This is a genomic window from Butyrivibrio fibrisolvens (assembly GCF_037113525.1).
Taxonomy (GTDB): domain Bacteria; phylum Bacillota; class Clostridia; order Lachnospirales; family Lachnospiraceae; genus Butyrivibrio; species Butyrivibrio fibrisolvens.
This window is the reverse complement of record NZ_CP146963.1, coordinates 153,300-170,362: the sequence shown is the minus strand read 5'-3', so window position 1 is coordinate 170,362 and position 17,063 is coordinate 153,300. Positions and strand designations below refer to the sequence as shown.

The window sequence follows — 17,063 nt, the reverse complement described above, 5'->3', positions numbered from 1 at the left end:
CTAATAATTCGATATTGGTGGAGATTATCTCCACCAATTCGCGGAGTTAATCTATGATTAACTCCTAATCACTGAGCCAGTGTATAGATTGCGTCATATATGCTCTGAGCGGAATTGTCCAGTGCTGTCTGCATACTCGCCGTATCAGTATACTTCTCTGTCTCACCATTCCTTGCTCTGAATGCATCCTTACCAACATCAGCAAGAAGTGTCTGCATAGGATCCCAGATCTGATCTACAGCCTTCACAGATGGCATAAGGTAGATGTTGCCTTCTTTTAAATTGTTGAAGATGATGTCTGTTACGCCGCCAATCTCGCTTGCAACGTCTGATCTTGTTGGAGCAATTCCAAGTATTTCTGCTCTCTTTGAGATCATATCGTATCCTGTTGCAAAGTTTACAAATGCTATACTTGCTTCCTTATACTTGGTGTAAGCGCTGATAGCATAGCCGTTAACTCCTCCCATAACCTTAGTCTGAACGAAATCGCCTTCAGACATAGTAGAAGGATCTGTTGTAAGGTCGCCATTTGCAGGCATCTTGGAAGGGAGCTGTACCATCATAAGGTTTTCAGAAGCCTTGGTCTTAGCTTCATCTTCACTTAAACCCTCTTCTTCATATTCAGCTACAAGCTTGTCATAAAAAAGAGTATAGGTATCAGGTGTAGATATTGAGCAGAAAAATGTTCCGTCAGCAACCTTTGAATATCTGCTTGTCTTAACAGAATCATCGATACACTCTTCGCTCATAAGCTTTGTAAATTCCTTCAGAGCAAGGAGTCCTTTTGCGCTATCACCCTTATTAAAACCTATGTCAGATGGATCAAGGTTACCTGAACCATCTTCTCCAAATACATATCCGCCGTATGAAAAAGAAAATTCTGCCATCATATAAAGATCGTTTACAGGAGCCATAAGACCGTACTGAGAATCTTTATTAGCGCTTGTATCATTATCTCTTAAATACTTGGAATAAGCATACAAACTGTTCCAGTTTTCAAAAAAGTCTGCAACCTTATTTCCATCAAGGTCCCAGGTTGTCTCCCAGTCTTCAGGCATCATGTCGTTACGATAAAAGAGCATTGGCTCCTGAACATTAACAGGAACTCCACAGTAATAATCTTTACCATCTACATTGATCTTGAATGCATCAAATGCTTCCTGAGGAATCTTGTCATAGCATTCAAAATCTTCTAAGTTAAGTGCCATGATATGTTTATCTTCTGCATAAGTCATGATCTGATCGTTAGCCTGATACAGAACATCGGGGCCATAGCCGTAAGGTCCGTTTTCTGCAAGATCAGAATATTCTTCCATATTTGCATCAACAGCTTCTATTCCCTGATCCTTATATGCTTCGTTGAAAGCATTTAAAAGTTCATCAAGATAGCCTTGAGACTTTGCTGTATCATTCTCAAGAATTCGAAGTGTGATCTTTTCTCCTGATGGATTTATTGATGTACTATCTGTACTTCCAGATTCGCCCTTGGCAGCTGATGAACAGCCTGTTGCTACCATAGCAGTTGCAAGTAATGCTGAACATATCTTTACTAATTGTTTGCCCATACCTATCTCCTCTTTTTATCAAATACCTAAAATGTCATTATCCTATTTGTTCCTTGGAAAAATATCTAAAACATGTAGAAACAGTTACTTTAACGTAGATAATAATGCTTTACCACCTACAATGATCAAAGTTTCGTAAGCACTAATCTTATGTTCTACGCAGTTATCCTTATCTATTAAAACTACATCTTTATCTGTGTTATTAATATAAAGATTTATCCCAGTATCACTAATTATATACCTAAGCTCCAGCACATCCCCACTTTCATCAGTGGTTATCACAGGATAAGCATTACTAAAATCATACTTTTGGCGAATTTCTGCAAGTGCTGTAAGGAGCCTGTAAATATCGGTATCCTTGATCTTATCTGCCTTATCCCAGTCCATGCACTTGCGGCAGTCAGGGTCGTAGCCGCCAGGTATCTTTATTTCTGTTCCATAGAAGATACATGGAACGCCTGGAAAAAGATACAAAAGACACAGGGCTGCCTTAAACTTCCTGTCATCTTCTGATACTTCACTATAGAATCTGTGAGTGTCGTGACTATCAAGAAGGTTAAGCATCATATGATTTACTGTATCAGAGTTTCTTGCAAGAAGGTCGTTGAGCCTTTCTGCCATGCCTTTTGCATCTAGTGATCCTGTGCTAAAAAAGTCCAAAGCCGCTTTTGTAAAAGCATAGTTCATGATGCTGTCGTACTGGTCTCCTTTGAGATACACAGATGCATCATGCCAGTTTTCACCAATGATGACTGCATTCTCGTCAGCTTTTTTCACAGCTCTTCTAAAATCTCTCCAGAAATCGTGGCTTACTTCATCTGATACATCAAGCCTCCAGCCATCGATATGATATTCCTTGATATAGTGAACAGCTATTCCTGTAAGGAAGTCCCTTACTTTGGGATTTGAAGTATCAAGCTTTGGCATGTAGTTGCAGGATGCAAAGGTTTCGTAGTTCACATTGTCCTGATCAGGCTTATCGCCGTCTATTATGAACCAGTCATAATACCTTGACTCTTTTCCCTTATTAAGAACATCCTGAAACTGCGCGATTTCGTCGCTGCAATGATTAAACACTGCATCAAGCACTATCCGCATGCCCTTTTCATGAGCCTTATCAACCAGCTCTTTTAAGTCCTTCTTGCTTCCAAAATCCTCATCGATCTCCAGATAATCACTGATGTCATATTTATGATTGGATATGGATTTGAAAATAGGCGTCAGATATATGGCGTTAGCGCCAAGGCTCTTAATATAATCAAGCTTCTGCGTAATTCCCTTTATATCGCCACCTGCAAAGCTCTTAGGAGTTGGCTTATCGCCCCACTTAAGGTTAACATAGCCCATATCCTTGGACGTATCACCTATGCAGAACCTGTCAACAAATATCTGATAGAACCTCGCCGTCTTCATCCAGTCAACCATAGGCAGGATGTCAGCCTTATTTATATAAGGGAACTGGAAAAAGTTGTAAAAGCTTACACTGTAATCATAGGTATCAGTAAGACCATCTTCTGAAAAATACTTATACTCTTTTCCATCATACAAATAGAAAACATATGCAAGCCTTGTATCCTCAAGATGAAGATCTACCGAGTAATAATCAAACTCTTTACCCGAAAAGATCTTATGCATCTTTGCACTATTCTGGTGCTGTTGAATAAAATATTTGCTCTCATAGAAGATGGTGGCTTCTAAGATATCATCTTTGGCCGTCCTAAGTCTTATAGTGATATCATGCTCAGATGTCGGAAAGCAGTAGGACGAGTCCATGATATGTTGCACCGCATACTTATTCATTGGTCACATCACCATTTCTTACGACAACTACTGTATCAAGCGAGCTGTTATCAGGATCTGTAGTAAGTGTAATTGTATAGTTACCATCCACAAGAACATTTACATTAGCCTTCTGCTCTGATCCGCCAAGGCTTCCGCCGCTCTCAAACTGAGTCTCATCAAGCTCTGTAAAAAGACCAAAACCCTTCTGAGTATCCCATGACCAGTCTGCAATTATCTGGAACTGATCACCTGCGTAAAGATCTATTGTGATCGCGAATTCATTGACAGCATTTCCTGTAGGAACAAGCTCGAAGCTATCGATAAGATTCTGTCCGATATCGCCTGCCCAGGCATTGTCCTTAAGTGGTCCTGTCTGTGATGTTCCTGCAAGATACCATTTTCTTGTGTCCTCTGTAAGCTCCTTGGCACTGAAGCTTGCATACAGAGTTGTATCTTCTTCAAAAGTATCTGTTGTAAGGTCTTTTCTTGATGCTTCGATAAAAGAAGGTGCTTCGAACCATCCAAGGAATTCGGAACCGTCTTTAGATTCGAAAGATGCATATGAATCAGGACTTAAAACTTCGCCTTTATTCGCACTTGCACTGCCAAGCTCTGTATCGCCTTCCATAAAGGTTACAGTGATCTGCTCTGCTGTAGCTGCAGTATCCTGGGATGTACCCTCTGCACTTCCTGCACCGGCGCTGCTGCCTGAGCATCCAACCATAGATGCAAAAGCAAGAGTTATACATGAAATTCCTGTTACAAGCCTAACCAAATTCTTATTCATAACCTTCCTCCATATGTTTACTTAATATGTTAACTTAACCGTTTAAGTGAACCATAGCACATATTTTGCCGGCTGTCAATTTTATTTTAGGTGCATGTAAGTTGAGGGACGTAAAGGAAGGGCTGGGATAAATAAAATCATAAGCCTCATGTGAAAATAATCTTGATTTTTCTAAGGATATTATCCGCTTTCGTGGACATGCTATACTTCAGCTCCTAATATCCTAAGAAAAATCTAAGATTATTTTCAAAATCGGCTTATGATTTTATTTATCCCAGTCCTTCCTTTACTTATCGCATCTCGAAATGCATCTGCACCAATTTAGGATCTTACATTTACAGCTCAATGATGCATAGAGCCTTATTTAAGTATTAGGTTTGACTTTTTTAAGGATGCTTTGTATGATTTATTTAAGCGGTTAAGTTAACAAGATGTGTTTGAGGTGCCGAATTATTCGCGATATACTCTATGGTATTAAGTTAATCCTATATTTAGACGAATACCGAACACACTTTACCTAGCAAATTAAGTAGCTAATCTTGCATAGAAATAATATATCGACCATACAGATTCCTGTTGCTGGTGGTTTATAAACTACTAGCAACAACCTTTTTATATGCAATTAGCGTAATTACCACTTTCAGGGGGTTGATGATACATGGACAAGAAGCCTACAGCTAAAGATGTAGCTAAAGCAGCAGGGGTATCTGTTGCTACGGTTTCATATGTTTTGAATAATAAAGAAGGCCAGAAGATCAGTGAAGAGACAAGGAAGAAAGTCCTTCAGATGGCCAATCTCCTTCACTATGTTCCAAGCCATGAAGCCAAGAGTCTTGCTACCGGCAAGAACAATATGATTGGAATAATATACCATGTCAGAGAAGATTCACCATCTAGAAATCTTGAGATCATGCACCTTGTAAACCTGCTTGTAGAGAGATTCAGCAGGATGAATTACAGCACTATCATTATCCCCTTTAACAGCGACGACGCAGACAGTGCTCCCAACCGCATGCTGGATGGAATCATTGCAATAGATATCCCTGAGAAAGACTTTAAGCGCATGGCAGATAAGTACTTCGTTCCTATCATCTGTATGGATATGATAGTCAACGATTTCCTCTTCTATCAGGTATATACAGATATGCACACATTAGGAACTAAAGCTTGCCAGACACTCGGACCTGACTATTATCTATTGACCGATGCCTATGATAACAAGAAATACCAGGACTACATCTGTTCAATAGTCCCACATGGACACGCACTTATTTTCTCTGAGTGCAATGAGGAACTTCTTAAAAAGCTCAAAGGCAAAAAAGTCCTTGTAAACGGTGCATACCTAGCACTTATATTAAGCCAGTACGTAAACCAGGAAGATATTGCTGTTATTTCTTACCAAACAGAACACAAAGAGCTTGGCCTAAAGGCAAAGCTAATACACAACGATATCGATCGTAAGGCTAATATGACTATGAACATCATGCTCAATGCCTTCGAACAGAAATTCGATATTACACATGATTTTAAAATCTGCTAACTTTTCACAGCGCCCTATCCATTCATCCCTGAATGGATAGGTTTTTTCGAATATCCCTAATATTCTGACTATTCCAACATTATTTTTCTTTATTCATAATCCCTTCCACTACACCGATATATTATTAGAATCCCTTTTTGAGGAATTCTCAACATATTTCTCCAATCCTCCCCTTTTGTTTTGGGGAGAAGCAATAACGTAGATTGGGCAGATACCACTGATATAATCCTCGAGCGTCATCCGTACGAGGAGTGTTCAGGGGCATCGTTTGTTGAAGCGTAATAAAGCCTTACGTTTCCGACAATCCTAATGCGTACTACCACAGCCCCTACGACGAGTGGCAAGGTAGCTCGAGGATTATATCAGTGGTATCTGCCCCCGCCATTATGCAAGTCCATGCAACACCCGGATTGTTTCACGACAAGGAGGCCGCCTATGGAATTAAACAATCGCTTCTTTAAACGAGCAGCATCTCTTTTATTGTGCCTTACCACAACAGGGATGATGCTTTTTTCTTTTACTGCCCGTGCAGAATCTCCGGATGAAATGACTCTTGGAGATCAATTTTACGGAACCGGCGAGGTCATATATGACAATACCAGCATTGCTGGCGTATACAGCGGCCCGGCAGAGGACGTTGTATTTGAGATTGAAGAGACCACAACTATCACAGGTATCTGGACTTATCACTGGTATAGAGAATCTATCGATGAATGGGAAGGCGCTTATGTATGGATAGAATCTGAAGATGGCTATGTATATGGCCCTTGGGATGTACAGGCAGAAGAAGGCCAGGGCGGCAGAGAAAATGTTAACTGGTACGTTTTCCCTTATGTAACTCTGGAACCGGGTACCTATTATCTGTACGACTCTAATCTTTCTACCTGGTCATATGCCTATGACACAGATAATAAGGGAATCTGCATGATCAGAGGTATAAGCGGAGGAACTGAAACTAATAATAATACGTCCCTCTCTTTCCTTGACGGAGAGAATCTCCTGACTAATCCAAGCTTTGAGAAAGGTCTTAAAGGCTGGGAAGATCCGGATGAACTCTGGGGAACAGATCCTGATACTACTGATCATGAAGCTACAGACGGCGAATGCTTTGCATGGCCAAGTGAGGGTGCTTCAGAAGATACCTACATCTATCAGGACGTAGATATAGATTCTGATGATATTGGTAAAACAGCTGTTTTGAGCGCTATGATCGCAAACTTTGATCAAACTCCTATTGACCTTGCACGTCTTGAGCTTATTTTCCTGGATTCTAAAGGAAAAGAGATTGAATCCTACTACCAGGAGCACCAGGATATCGAGTGGGGCAGACATACTATTACTGCTACAATACCAAAGAAAACAGCTACCATAAGAGTTCAGCTTCACGCTATCCGGTATGCAGGAAGTATTATAGATGCATACTTTGACGATATTTTCCTGGGAGTGACAGACGAAGAGTTTGCCGATATAGCTTCCTACACTTTTAATGGTTATACCTTTGATATCCCGGCGTATTGGGGCGAAGCTGACGTATATGAAGATGGAATCTACTTCTACGGCGAGGATGAAGATGATCTTCCTGCAGTTTTTATATCCATCATGAATATAGAAGATATCTTTGACGATGAGATATATGGACTTACTGACGAGGAAGCTATTGAATACCTTGAATCCTACAAGGAATGGGTCTTCTCGTATGATATTGATGCCAGGAACATTACTGATTCTGAAGAAATAACTATCGCAGGTTATCCGGCTATCATTTACAGCGCAACCATAACCTTATATGAAGATGACGATATCCGCATGGCCATCTTTATGGACAACGAATATATATATGAACTGATGATCATGGAATACGAAGATTCTGATCCTTCTTATCTCATGGATCTGGATTATATCGCAGCATCTTTTTCTAAGTAAAGGAGAGTAAGTTTGAAAAAATACTATTTTCAAACTTCACAAAGTGGTATCGCGAGCTCCACCACTTAGGCCATTAGTCACTCGTTTCACTCGCGACATGAGGTTAACAAATGAAGAAAATGAATATCAAAAAATCCATTTCAGTCATTACAGCTGCTGCCCTTATTCTGGGAAGCTTCCTCCTTCCGGCAGCAAGTACTACAGCTCTTGCAAAAGGTGGCTCATCAGTCCAGAAAGATGATACTAACGTAAAAAATGATGATCTGGACGATGTAGAAGTTTTCGGAAACTATACCTTCAAACTCCCGGATTCCTGGGAAGACTGCGTTTCTTACGAAGACGATGAATCCGATGCCATTTACTATTTTATCGAAGAGGAAGATGACATTCCTATGTTCATGGTGCTCAAAGAATCTCTTCTTGACTATGTATCATCTTCTGAGCTTAAGACCCTCACAGAAGAAGACGAGTATGAAGTCCTTGATTACTTCAGAGAAGGAGTTACAGAAGGCGAGGATTTTGAAAACCTTACAGAATCAACAGAAACAAAGATTGCGGGCAATCCTGCTATCACCTTCAGCTTCACAGGCGAGATCTATGGCGATAATGATGTAAGAATCTCAGTTTTCATCGACAAGGAAGATGTTGATGTGTACTGCCTCATGCTCATGGAAGAGGAAGATGCCAAGCATTCATATTTCAAGGATATGGAAAAAATAGAAAAGAGCTTCTGCAAAATTGGCGAAGAGCCGGAAATTCCTGAAGATCTTGCTGTATCCGTATATGAAGCTTTAGAAGAAGTAACCTCCTACTCTGCAAGATCCGTATTCGAAATCGAAATGGAAGTAACCGAATACGGCGAATCTTATGACATGAAGCTCTTAATGGATCATGAACTTGAAGCAACCCTTGGCAAAAAAGCTTCATGCCATGTAACAATGAACGAAAGCATTGTAAGTGAAGCCCTTGGCCTTTCCGACGGCGACTATACCATGACAAATGAAATATGCATTATAAATAGTGGCAAAAAGACCACAGCATATTACAGAGAAGACGGAGAAGACTGGGAAATCGAAGACCTTGACGATGATGACAGTGACCTTGCTGAAGTTTCCGAATACCTTGACCATCTTTATAGCTTCGAGTTCTTCGAACTACTTGCAGATGGCTCTATCGATTATGAAGTAGAACCTGAAATCGTAGAAGAAGATGAAGGCGAATTCTACGTTATGGATATGGATCTGTCAGGTGATGATCTTAAGCTTGCAATAGATACACAGTTCTTCCTTGCAGGTGCATATATTTCAGAAGAAGCAGACTATGAAGATGTCACTTCACATGTAACTATCTATATTGATGCCGATACTTTCCTTCCATCAACTGTTGTGATCGATATGCCTGAAGTTGGCGATCAGATAGTTTATAGCATGATGGGAATTGATGATACCGAAGTAACAACCTGCACTATCGTAACTGAATATATTGGATTTGATGAGTTCGATAAGATCGAAGAACCGGATGTATGATTTTTAAGCTACTCCCAAAATCTTCACCTAATACAGATATCTCCAAAAAGATTCTGTAGTTTCAAAAAGGAGATCTGCCTATGACAAAGAGAATCATTAAAATTGTCATCGCTACTATAATGACTCTTACTCTTACCATTGCCCTTAGTGGACTGGGCAGAGTATATGCAACGCAAACCTCCACTGTTGATATGGACTATCTGTATAATACTCTCATTGTTGGAGATACATCATATGCCAATACCCTCTACTATTCAGGCGCCATTGCTGCATATATGGCGGCTGATGCTGACGGTATCGATATATATGTTCCGGATGATCCAAAAGGTGGAACTGGTACAGGTGTTGGAATTTACAGACAGGATGGTCTGGTAGCAGAAAACTATCAGTACGGCATCTATACAATTTATTATGGTGAATTTGTTGGTTTTAATAGGCACGGGCATGGCTCTATCTATAAGACCTATAAAGATGCTTCTTATACTTTTACCAGATCATTCTATGGATATTGGGAAGACGATTATCCTAACGGACAGGGCAATGAAAGTTATACAGCAGAAGAAACTGGCCAATATAAAAAAGTTTCAGAAACTTCAGGCGTGTATGCGAAAGATAAATTTACTGGAATAGAAAATTCCACAACATCTTATTATGCCGGTAATACTTATAGGGCAGAAGGAATATCCACATATAGTTATCCTTATGTTAACGGCTATGCAGAAGGTACTGTTACCTGGACTGTGCAAAATGCCGGTAAACCACAAGAAATTGTCACTTATGCAATGGCAGGCGGATACTTGGTAAATGACAGAACAAGTGAATATACTGCCTCTCATACTCCCAGAGATTTTGATCCGCAAACACAAGTCATTGGTGGCTGGGCCGAGCAAAACAGTTTCTACTATGCCGAAAGCAAAATATCACCTAATTCCTATGATTATAGTAATTATATGGCGCTCAAATAACAGTACTATATTACCCACAGTAACTACTGAATGATATAGTTAGAAATAATTATAATATTAATTTAAAGGAGAGTCTGTTCAAAGCAGACTCTCCTTGTATTTGCACTGTTTTATTAACAACTTCTTCCTATACTTACTGCTCATTACATTGAAGTACTTCAATTTCTTTGCTTTCAAAAGCATTACCATTAAGGATTTGCTCTAAAAACATGCTTACATCCTCCTGTTGAAGTACTTCAATAACTACTTCAATACAACTTCAATAAAAACTTCAATAGCACTTCAACAAAAACTTCAATACAGCTTCAATAACTTTTTTAAATTTCATTTCCATGACTAAGTTAGATAAAAAGCTTATCTTACTGGTTTTTTATCTATTTTTATCATTTGTTAGCCTGCGCCACCTTACGTCTGCAAGGTATATATACCGTAAGGATCATGGTCGTAAACGCCGCCATTCCGCCAATGATATTCGATATAGGCTCTGCCAGATATACTCCGTTAACAGAAGGATTTACGATATATGGAAGGAGCATGGTAAGAGGTACTACCAGCACGACCTTCCTAAATAACGAGAAGAATATAGCCTTCTTGTTCATTCCAAGCGACTTAAATACGGACTGGCCGCCATACTGAAGGGACTGGAACACGAATGCCGCAAAATATAAACGAAGTCCGGACACTGCAAGTGGCATTATATCCTTATCCGAAGTAAAGATATGCACCAGAAAATGCGGGAATGCCAGGATGAATATCCACATACAAAAGGTATATGCGGTCCCTGCTATTATAGAAAGGCGAATTGCCTTAAGGAGCCTGTCATATCTTTTGGCTCCGTAGTTAAAGCTTATTACAGGAGACGATCCGTCGCTTATAGCACCAATCGGAACATCCAGGATCTGTCTTACACTTGAGATTACCGTATATACAGATACATAGATATCTCCGCCAAAGGTACTGAGAACATTATTGCAAACGACCGCAACAAGGCTGTTTGTAAACTGCATTACAAAGCTAGAGATACCAAGCGCTGTGATTCTTAAGGCTTCACTACTTCTAAATTTATGAATGGTATCTTTACTAATTCCAAAATCAGCTTTTTTCCCGGTAAGGAATTTGATAACGAAAACAGCTGAGAAGAACTGGCTTATGACAGTAGCAACTGCTGCCCCTTTTACTCCCATTCCAAATACAAAGATAAAAACAGGGTCCAACACAATATTGGAAACTGCGCCTATCATTACAGTTCTCATTCCGTACGACGAGTATCCTTGGGCATTTATAAATGGATTCATGCCGGTGGCTACCATGGCAAAGACAGTTCCTGTCACATATATTCTGAGATACGGCAATGCATATACGATCGTAGTATCTGATGCTCCGAACAGATACAGCATCGGCTCGGCGAATACTTCCAGTATCACTGTAAGTACAATCGCCGTCGAAACCAGAAGTGTAAACGCTGTACTCAATATGGTATCGGCCTTCTCCTTGTTCCCACCTCCAAGAGCCATGGAAAAAAGAGGTGAGCCTCCCGCACCAAACAGATTAGTAAAGGCAAGTATCAGCGTTATAAAAGGAAAACACAGTCCGATACTTCCAAGTTCCAGTGTTCCTGTAACCGGAATCCTTCCAATATAAATCCTGTCTACAATATTGTAGAGAAGGCTCAGCACCTGCGCCGCCATCATTGGAAGTGCGACCATGGCGATATTGTGACCTACTCTGCCATTTTCAAAATCTACTTTTTTCATTATTATCCCGTTTATAATATACCTAAGTCGTATATCCTAAAGACCAAAAGATCTTTTAACTTACTTTATTCAATATAATATTTTGTAATCAGCTAGAGGCAATGTACTTCCTCTCATCTCTAAACTATAACAATACTTCTCTTATCTTCTTCATCAACTAGACAATTCTTACTTACTACTGCAGTTAGCATGTAACATATCAAGATAATCTCTGTCCCAAAGCATGACATTAAGCTTATCTGCCATCATGGCTGCAGGACTTGTAAAGTACTGATTACAAAGTACTGCTGCCACCATCCTGTCATAATAGTCCTTGGCAGCATATACTTCCTGAACTGCATGAACTCCGACATCCTTATCGTAACACTTGCATTGTATGGCATAGGTTATGCCATTTCTTTCACATAATATATCTGCACCAAAATCTCCGGAACCCTTGGTTACTTCAACCTTGGCAAATCCGTTCATCTTGAGAAGATCAGCGCAGTAGTATTCAAAATCATGACCTTCAAGTTCATCTACAAGCGGCGGCCTTGGCGTCTTGAACTTACGTAGTATAAGCACAAGTACTACAACGCATATAAGTGCCGCAAGCAGTATGATATATACTTTCATGTCGGGGGTTAATTCGATGTTTAGCATTGTCACTTCCTAAAAATAAGTATTTTATCTTACCAAACTATGTTATCACGAAATCCGCATCCGGTGCAGGTTTTTCTATCATTAGTTTTGCATAACACAAAAAATCGCCCCTAATCACAAGAATTAGGGGCGATAATTACTATTTCTATTAAGTTATTACAAGAAATAACTAATTAGAGCTGAGGACCAGCTGCAACGAGTGCCTTACCAGCATCGTTTGTTGTGTACTTCTCGAAGTTCTTGATGAATCTTCCAGCAAGATCTTTAGCCTTTGTCTCCCACTCAGAAGCATCAGCGTATGTATCTCTAGGATCAAGGATCTTAGGATCAACACCAGGAAGCTCTGTAGGAACTTCGAAGTTGAACATAGGAATCTTCTTTGTAGGAGCTGTCTTGATGTCACCGTTAAGGATAGCATCGATGATACCTCTTGTATCCTTAATTGTGATTCTCTTACCTGTTCCGTTCCAACCTGTGTTAACGAGGTAAGCCTTAGCGCCGTTAGCGTTCATCTTCTTAACGAGCTCTTCACCGTACTTTGTAGGATGAAGCTCAAGGAATGCCTGACCGAAGCAAGCTGAGAATGTAGGTGTAGGCTCTGTGATACCTCTCTCTGTACCAGCAAGCTTAGCTGTGAAACCAGACAGGAAGTAGTACTGAGTCTGCTCAGGTGTAAGGATAGATACTGGAGGAAGTACTCCAAATGCATCAGCTGAAAGGAAGATTACGTTGTCAGCTGCAGGACCTGCAGAAACCTTGTTAACCTCAGCAGCGATGTTGTTGATATGTGAAATAGGATATGATACACGAGTATTCTCTGTAACTGACTTGTCATCGAAATCGATCTTTCCGTCATCTGCTACAGTTACGTTCTCAAGAAGAGCGTTTCTCTTGATAGCGTTGTAGATATCAGGCTCAGACTCTTTATCAAGACCGATAACCTTAGCGTAGCAACCACCTTCGAAGTTGAATACACCGTTGTCATCCCAACCGTGCTCATCATCACCGATAAGACGTCTCTTAGGATCTGTAGAAAGAGTTGTCTTACCTGTTCCTGAAAGACCGAAGAAGATAGCTGTGTGCTTACCGTCCATATCGCAGTTAGCTGAGCAGTGCATAGAAGCGATGCCCTTAAGAGGTAAGTAGTAGTTCATCATTGAGAACATACCCTTCTTCATCTCTCCGCCGTACCATGTGTTGATGATAACCTGCTCTCTTGATGTGATGTTGAATGCTACACATGTCTCAGAGTTAAGTCCAAGTTCTTTGTAGTTATCAACCTTAGCCTTTGAAGCGTTGTAAACAACGAAATCAGGCTTGAAGTTTGCAAGTTCCTCGTCTGTAGGAACGATGAACATGTTCTTTACAAAGTGAGCCTGCCAAGCAACCTCAACGATGAAACGAACTGCCATTCTTGTATCTGCATTGGCACCACAGAATGCATCTACTACGAAAAGTCTCTTGTTGCAGAGCTCTTTCTTAGCGATTTCCTTTACTGTAGCCCATGTCTCTTCTGTCATAGGATGGTTATCGTTCTTGTATCCCTCTGTTGTCCACCATACAGTGTCCTTAGAGTTCTCATCCATAACGATATACTTATCTTTAGGTGAACGTCCTGTGAATACACCAGTCATAACGTTAACTGTGTCAAGCTCAGTGTTCTTACCTACTTCGTATCCCTCAAGACCTGCTTTAGTCTCTTCCTCGAAGAGGAGCTCATAAGAAGGATTGTAAACTACTTCTGTTGTTCCGGTGATGCCGTACTGTGTTAAATCTACATTGCTCATTTTTTAAGCCTCCTTTATGGACAATTAAAAATTTGCGGTTGAAGTGCGGAATGAATTTCCACACGAAAATTGTGTCTGATAACCTATCACAAATTCAATCGTTAGCTACAAAATGATTTTGCAGCATAAAGATTAGTATGATAAAAGTTTACCAATCTACATCCGTCATTATACATGGTTTTAAAGGTAATGTCATCATAAAATCTGAAATACAAAGTTAAATATTTGTAAAATTCCTTGTATTTTCAGCATGTGGAACGTTAGCAGTAGTTAACGTCTCACAAGGACATTCACCGAATATTATATCGGCATTTTTTATAGATTTTGTTAGTCTATATATTATTTCTATCAAAAGAATATTGTTTTATGATATCAGGCCTCGATCTCGAAACACATGCATCCATGAGGATTAAGAGCTATTTTGTCCCCGTTTTCAAGGCTTCCTTCTCTTCCTGACCAGATCTCTGTGCATTTTACCTTCTCATCTTTATCAAAACCATAGTTTTCAAACTTTAGCTTTGTTTCTTTGACTTCATCATTCAAGTTGAAGACCGCAAGGTATTTCTTGCCTTCCTTGGTCTTGGACATCCAGGTTACTATATCTTTTTTCCTGGAGATCTGACGAGCCTTACGTCCGTCGCGGTGCATCTCGAGGAGCTTTTTGTTAGTAAGAAGAGAAAGTGTAAACGGATCATTGTCGCGCAGCTCTCCGCCAAACATAAGAGGAGATCTGAATATGCACCAGAGTGTCATGAGAAGTTTCTGCTCATCCTGGGTGAAGTTTGTCATCCTGTCATCGTGTCTGTCAGGTGTAGTCCTTACTCCGATGTGACCAAGAGGAAGCATATCGCAATCCGGCCAGTGATCCTTGCATCCTATTCCCTGCCAGGCCTCTGCTCTTTCGAACATGCCGTAAAGAAGCTCCCACTTATCCCAGAAATCATCTGTCATACGCCACATGTTGGCATTTTCCAAAAGGAAATCCTTCTGGTCTACTCTTGCAGGTCCTGGTGAAAGGCTAAGGACCATAGGTCTTCCGCACTTCTCGATTGCATTTTTGATAAGTGTTATCTCAGAAAAGCCAGCGCCTGGTGCATCAGGTCCTACGTCAACTCTTGCAAGGTCATCAACCTTGACATAGTCAACGCCCCACTGTGCATAAAGCTCAAAAATAGAGTCATAGTATTCCTGAGCGCCTTCCTGACTTGCATCAACTCCGTACATATCTGTATTCCATACACAGATAGATGCAGGATGTGCTATGTCTCTTGCTGTCTTATCAGTTCCAAGTATCTTGGTATTTCTATGAACTGCCTGACGCGGGATTCCGCGCATGATGTGGATGCCGAACTTAAGACCCATATCATGGATCTGATCGGCTATAGGCTTAAAGCCCTGTCCACCTTTAGATGATGGGAATCTGTTCTCTGCAGGGATAAGTCTTGAATACTCATCCATGTTGAGTTCTGCGAACTTGTGATACCAGCAGGAATCTGCTGTTGGCTCTGACCACTGAATGTCACATACTACGTATTCCCATCCGAATTCCTTTAAGTTCTCTGCCATGTACTTAGCGTTACCAAGAAGCTCTTCTTCGCATACGCTTGCTCCATAGCAGTCCCATGAGTTCCATCCCATAGGAGGATACTTTGCTACATGTTTTTCTGACATACTGCTCCTTCCAGCTTTGAATAATCAATTATCCATTTTTTAATATCATTTATGTAATATTGAGTATGACTGCAACAACAATGTAAATAACTTTTGCCACAAAATGTATTCAATAGTTTTCCTGTATCTAATACTTTTTGCTTTTATATATTTATAATCTTATAATCTGTTCTTTTAATATATTTTTAGAATCTTTGATTCAAAAATATCTTTTTAAGAGTTCTTGTTATTTAGAAGCGCCTGATAAATTTCACGTTTTTGCATTCCTCTGTCCTGGGCAACCTTCTTCATGGCATCCTTATGGGATACGCCCTGACTTTCATAGTATTCCATATGTTCTTCTATGGACATGGAAAGCCATTCCTGCTGATTTTCTTTTTTCTGATCGCTAAGGCTTCTTCCTTCAATGACCATTACATATTCGCCTCTTGGATCATTCTCATTATAATAATCTATCGCAGACTTTAAGGTTGTAGGGATAACCTCTTCAAATCTCTTGGTAAGCTCTCTGCATATAGCCATCTTGCGATCACCCAGCGTCTCATACAGATCTGCAAGAGCAACCTTTAAATGATGAGGAGCCTCATAGATGATCATGGTACGGCTCTCATCCTTAAGATCTTCAAGGATGTCTTTTCTCGCCTTCTTATCATCACTTCCCGGAAGGAATCCTTCAAAGCAGAATCTTCTTGTAGGAAGTCCCGAAAGAGTAAGGGCTGTAATGCATGCGGCAGGTCCCGGAAGGGATGTAACAGTAATTCCTGCTTCATGGCACATCTTTACTAGAACTTCTCCGGGATCAGATATTCCGGGGGTTCCGGCATCGGTAATAAGGGCAATATTCTTGCCCTCCTTCATCTGATCTATAAGGTAATAGGCCTTATCCACCTTGTTGTATTCATGATAACTTGTCATAGGTGTATGTATGTCAAAATGAGTCAGAAGATGTATGCTGTTCCTTGTATCTTCTGCAGCTATGACATCAACCATATTCAGAGTTTCCAAAACCCTTGCTGTTATGTCTTTAAGATTACCTATGGGAGTTGCACATAAATACAGCATTCCGCATTTACCATTTGTATTTGCAATATTTGTATTATCATTCATATTTTTTATCTATT

Annotated in this window: 12 protein-coding genes; 4 read left to right on the top strand and 8 right to left on the bottom strand. The window is 40.2% G+C overall.

The features are described 5' to 3' along the window. Positions 1-68: 68 nt before the first annotated feature. The 3 genes from WAA20_RS00685 to WAA20_RS00675 form a co-directional block, all read right to left on the bottom strand. Complete coding sequence (locus tag WAA20_RS00685) at positions 69-1,565, bottom strand: extracellular solute-binding protein (protein ID WP_073388882.1); 1,497 nt, start codon at positions 1,563-1,565, stop codon at positions 69-71. 84 nt (positions 1,566-1,649) lie between these two features. Beyond that, positions 1,650-3,365 carry a glycoside hydrolase family 13 protein gene (locus WAA20_RS00680; RefSeq protein WP_073388880.1) on the bottom strand — a complete coding sequence of 572 codons (1,716 nt, stop codon included), beginning with the start codon at positions 3,363-3,365 and terminating at the stop codon, positions 1,650-1,652. After that, positions 3,358-4,134: a hypothetical protein gene (locus WAA20_RS00675; protein WP_073388879.1), complete on the bottom strand. Its 777-nt coding sequence runs from the start codon at positions 4,132-4,134 to the stop codon at positions 3,358-3,360. Before WAA20_RS00675 ends, WAA20_RS00680 begins: the two co-directional genes overlap by 8 nt. A 658-nt stretch (positions 4,135-4,792) precedes the next feature. Here WAA20_RS00675 and WAA20_RS00670 point away from each other — a divergent pair. From WAA20_RS00670 to WAA20_RS00655, 4 genes are all read left to right on the top strand, one after another. Further along, a complete protein-coding gene (locus tag WAA20_RS00670; RefSeq protein WP_073388877.1) occupies positions 4,793-5,674 on the top strand; it encodes a LacI family DNA-binding transcriptional regulator in 882 nt (293 codons plus the stop codon). A gap of 435 nt (positions 5,675-6,109) precedes the next feature. Beyond that, positions 6,110-7,597 (top strand): hypothetical protein, encoded by a 1,488-nt coding sequence (locus WAA20_RS00665; protein WP_073388876.1) that lies wholly within the window; start codon positions 6,110-6,112, stop codon positions 7,595-7,597. Positions 7,598-7,707: 110 nt separating this feature from the next. Further along, complete coding sequence (locus tag WAA20_RS00660; protein ID WP_073388874.1) at positions 7,708-9,123, top strand: hypothetical protein; 1,416 nt, start codon at positions 7,708-7,710, stop codon at positions 9,121-9,123. Between the two features lie 80 nt (positions 9,124-9,203). Continuing rightward, complete coding sequence (locus WAA20_RS00655; RefSeq protein WP_073388873.1) at positions 9,204-10,088, top strand: hypothetical protein; 885 nt, start codon at positions 9,204-9,206, stop codon at positions 10,086-10,088. Positions 10,089-10,471: 383 nt separating this feature from the next. On the opposite strand, the gene WAA20_RS00650 is transcribed toward WAA20_RS00655, so the two are convergent. From WAA20_RS00650 to rsmI, 5 genes are all read right to left on the bottom strand, one after another. Further along, a complete protein-coding gene (locus tag WAA20_RS00650; protein ID WP_073388871.1) occupies positions 10,472-11,842 on the bottom strand; it encodes an MATE family efflux transporter in 1,371 nt (456 codons plus the stop codon). 168 nt (positions 11,843-12,010) lie between these two features. Beyond that, entirely contained in the window at positions 12,011-12,484 is a 474-nt protein-coding gene (locus tag WAA20_RS00645) for a restriction endonuclease (RefSeq protein ID WP_073388870.1), read from the bottom strand. A 173-nt stretch (positions 12,485-12,657) separates the two neighbouring features. After that, entirely contained in the window at positions 12,658-14,271 is a 1,614-nt protein-coding gene (gene pckA, locus WAA20_RS00640; RefSeq protein WP_073388868.1) for a phosphoenolpyruvate carboxykinase (ATP), read from the bottom strand. Between the two features lie 372 nt (positions 14,272-14,643). Further along, positions 14,644-15,942 (bottom strand): glycoside hydrolase family 27 protein, encoded by a 1,299-nt coding sequence (locus WAA20_RS00635; protein ID WP_073388866.1) that lies wholly within the window; start codon positions 15,940-15,942, stop codon positions 14,644-14,646. A 213-nt stretch (positions 15,943-16,155) separates the two neighbouring features. Continuing rightward, positions 16,156-17,049 (bottom strand): 16S rRNA (cytidine(1402)-2'-O)-methyltransferase, encoded by an 894-nt coding sequence (gene rsmI, locus WAA20_RS00630; protein WP_073388865.1) that lies wholly within the window; start codon positions 17,047-17,049, stop codon positions 16,156-16,158. Between the last annotated feature and the right edge of the window lie 14 nt (positions 17,050-17,063).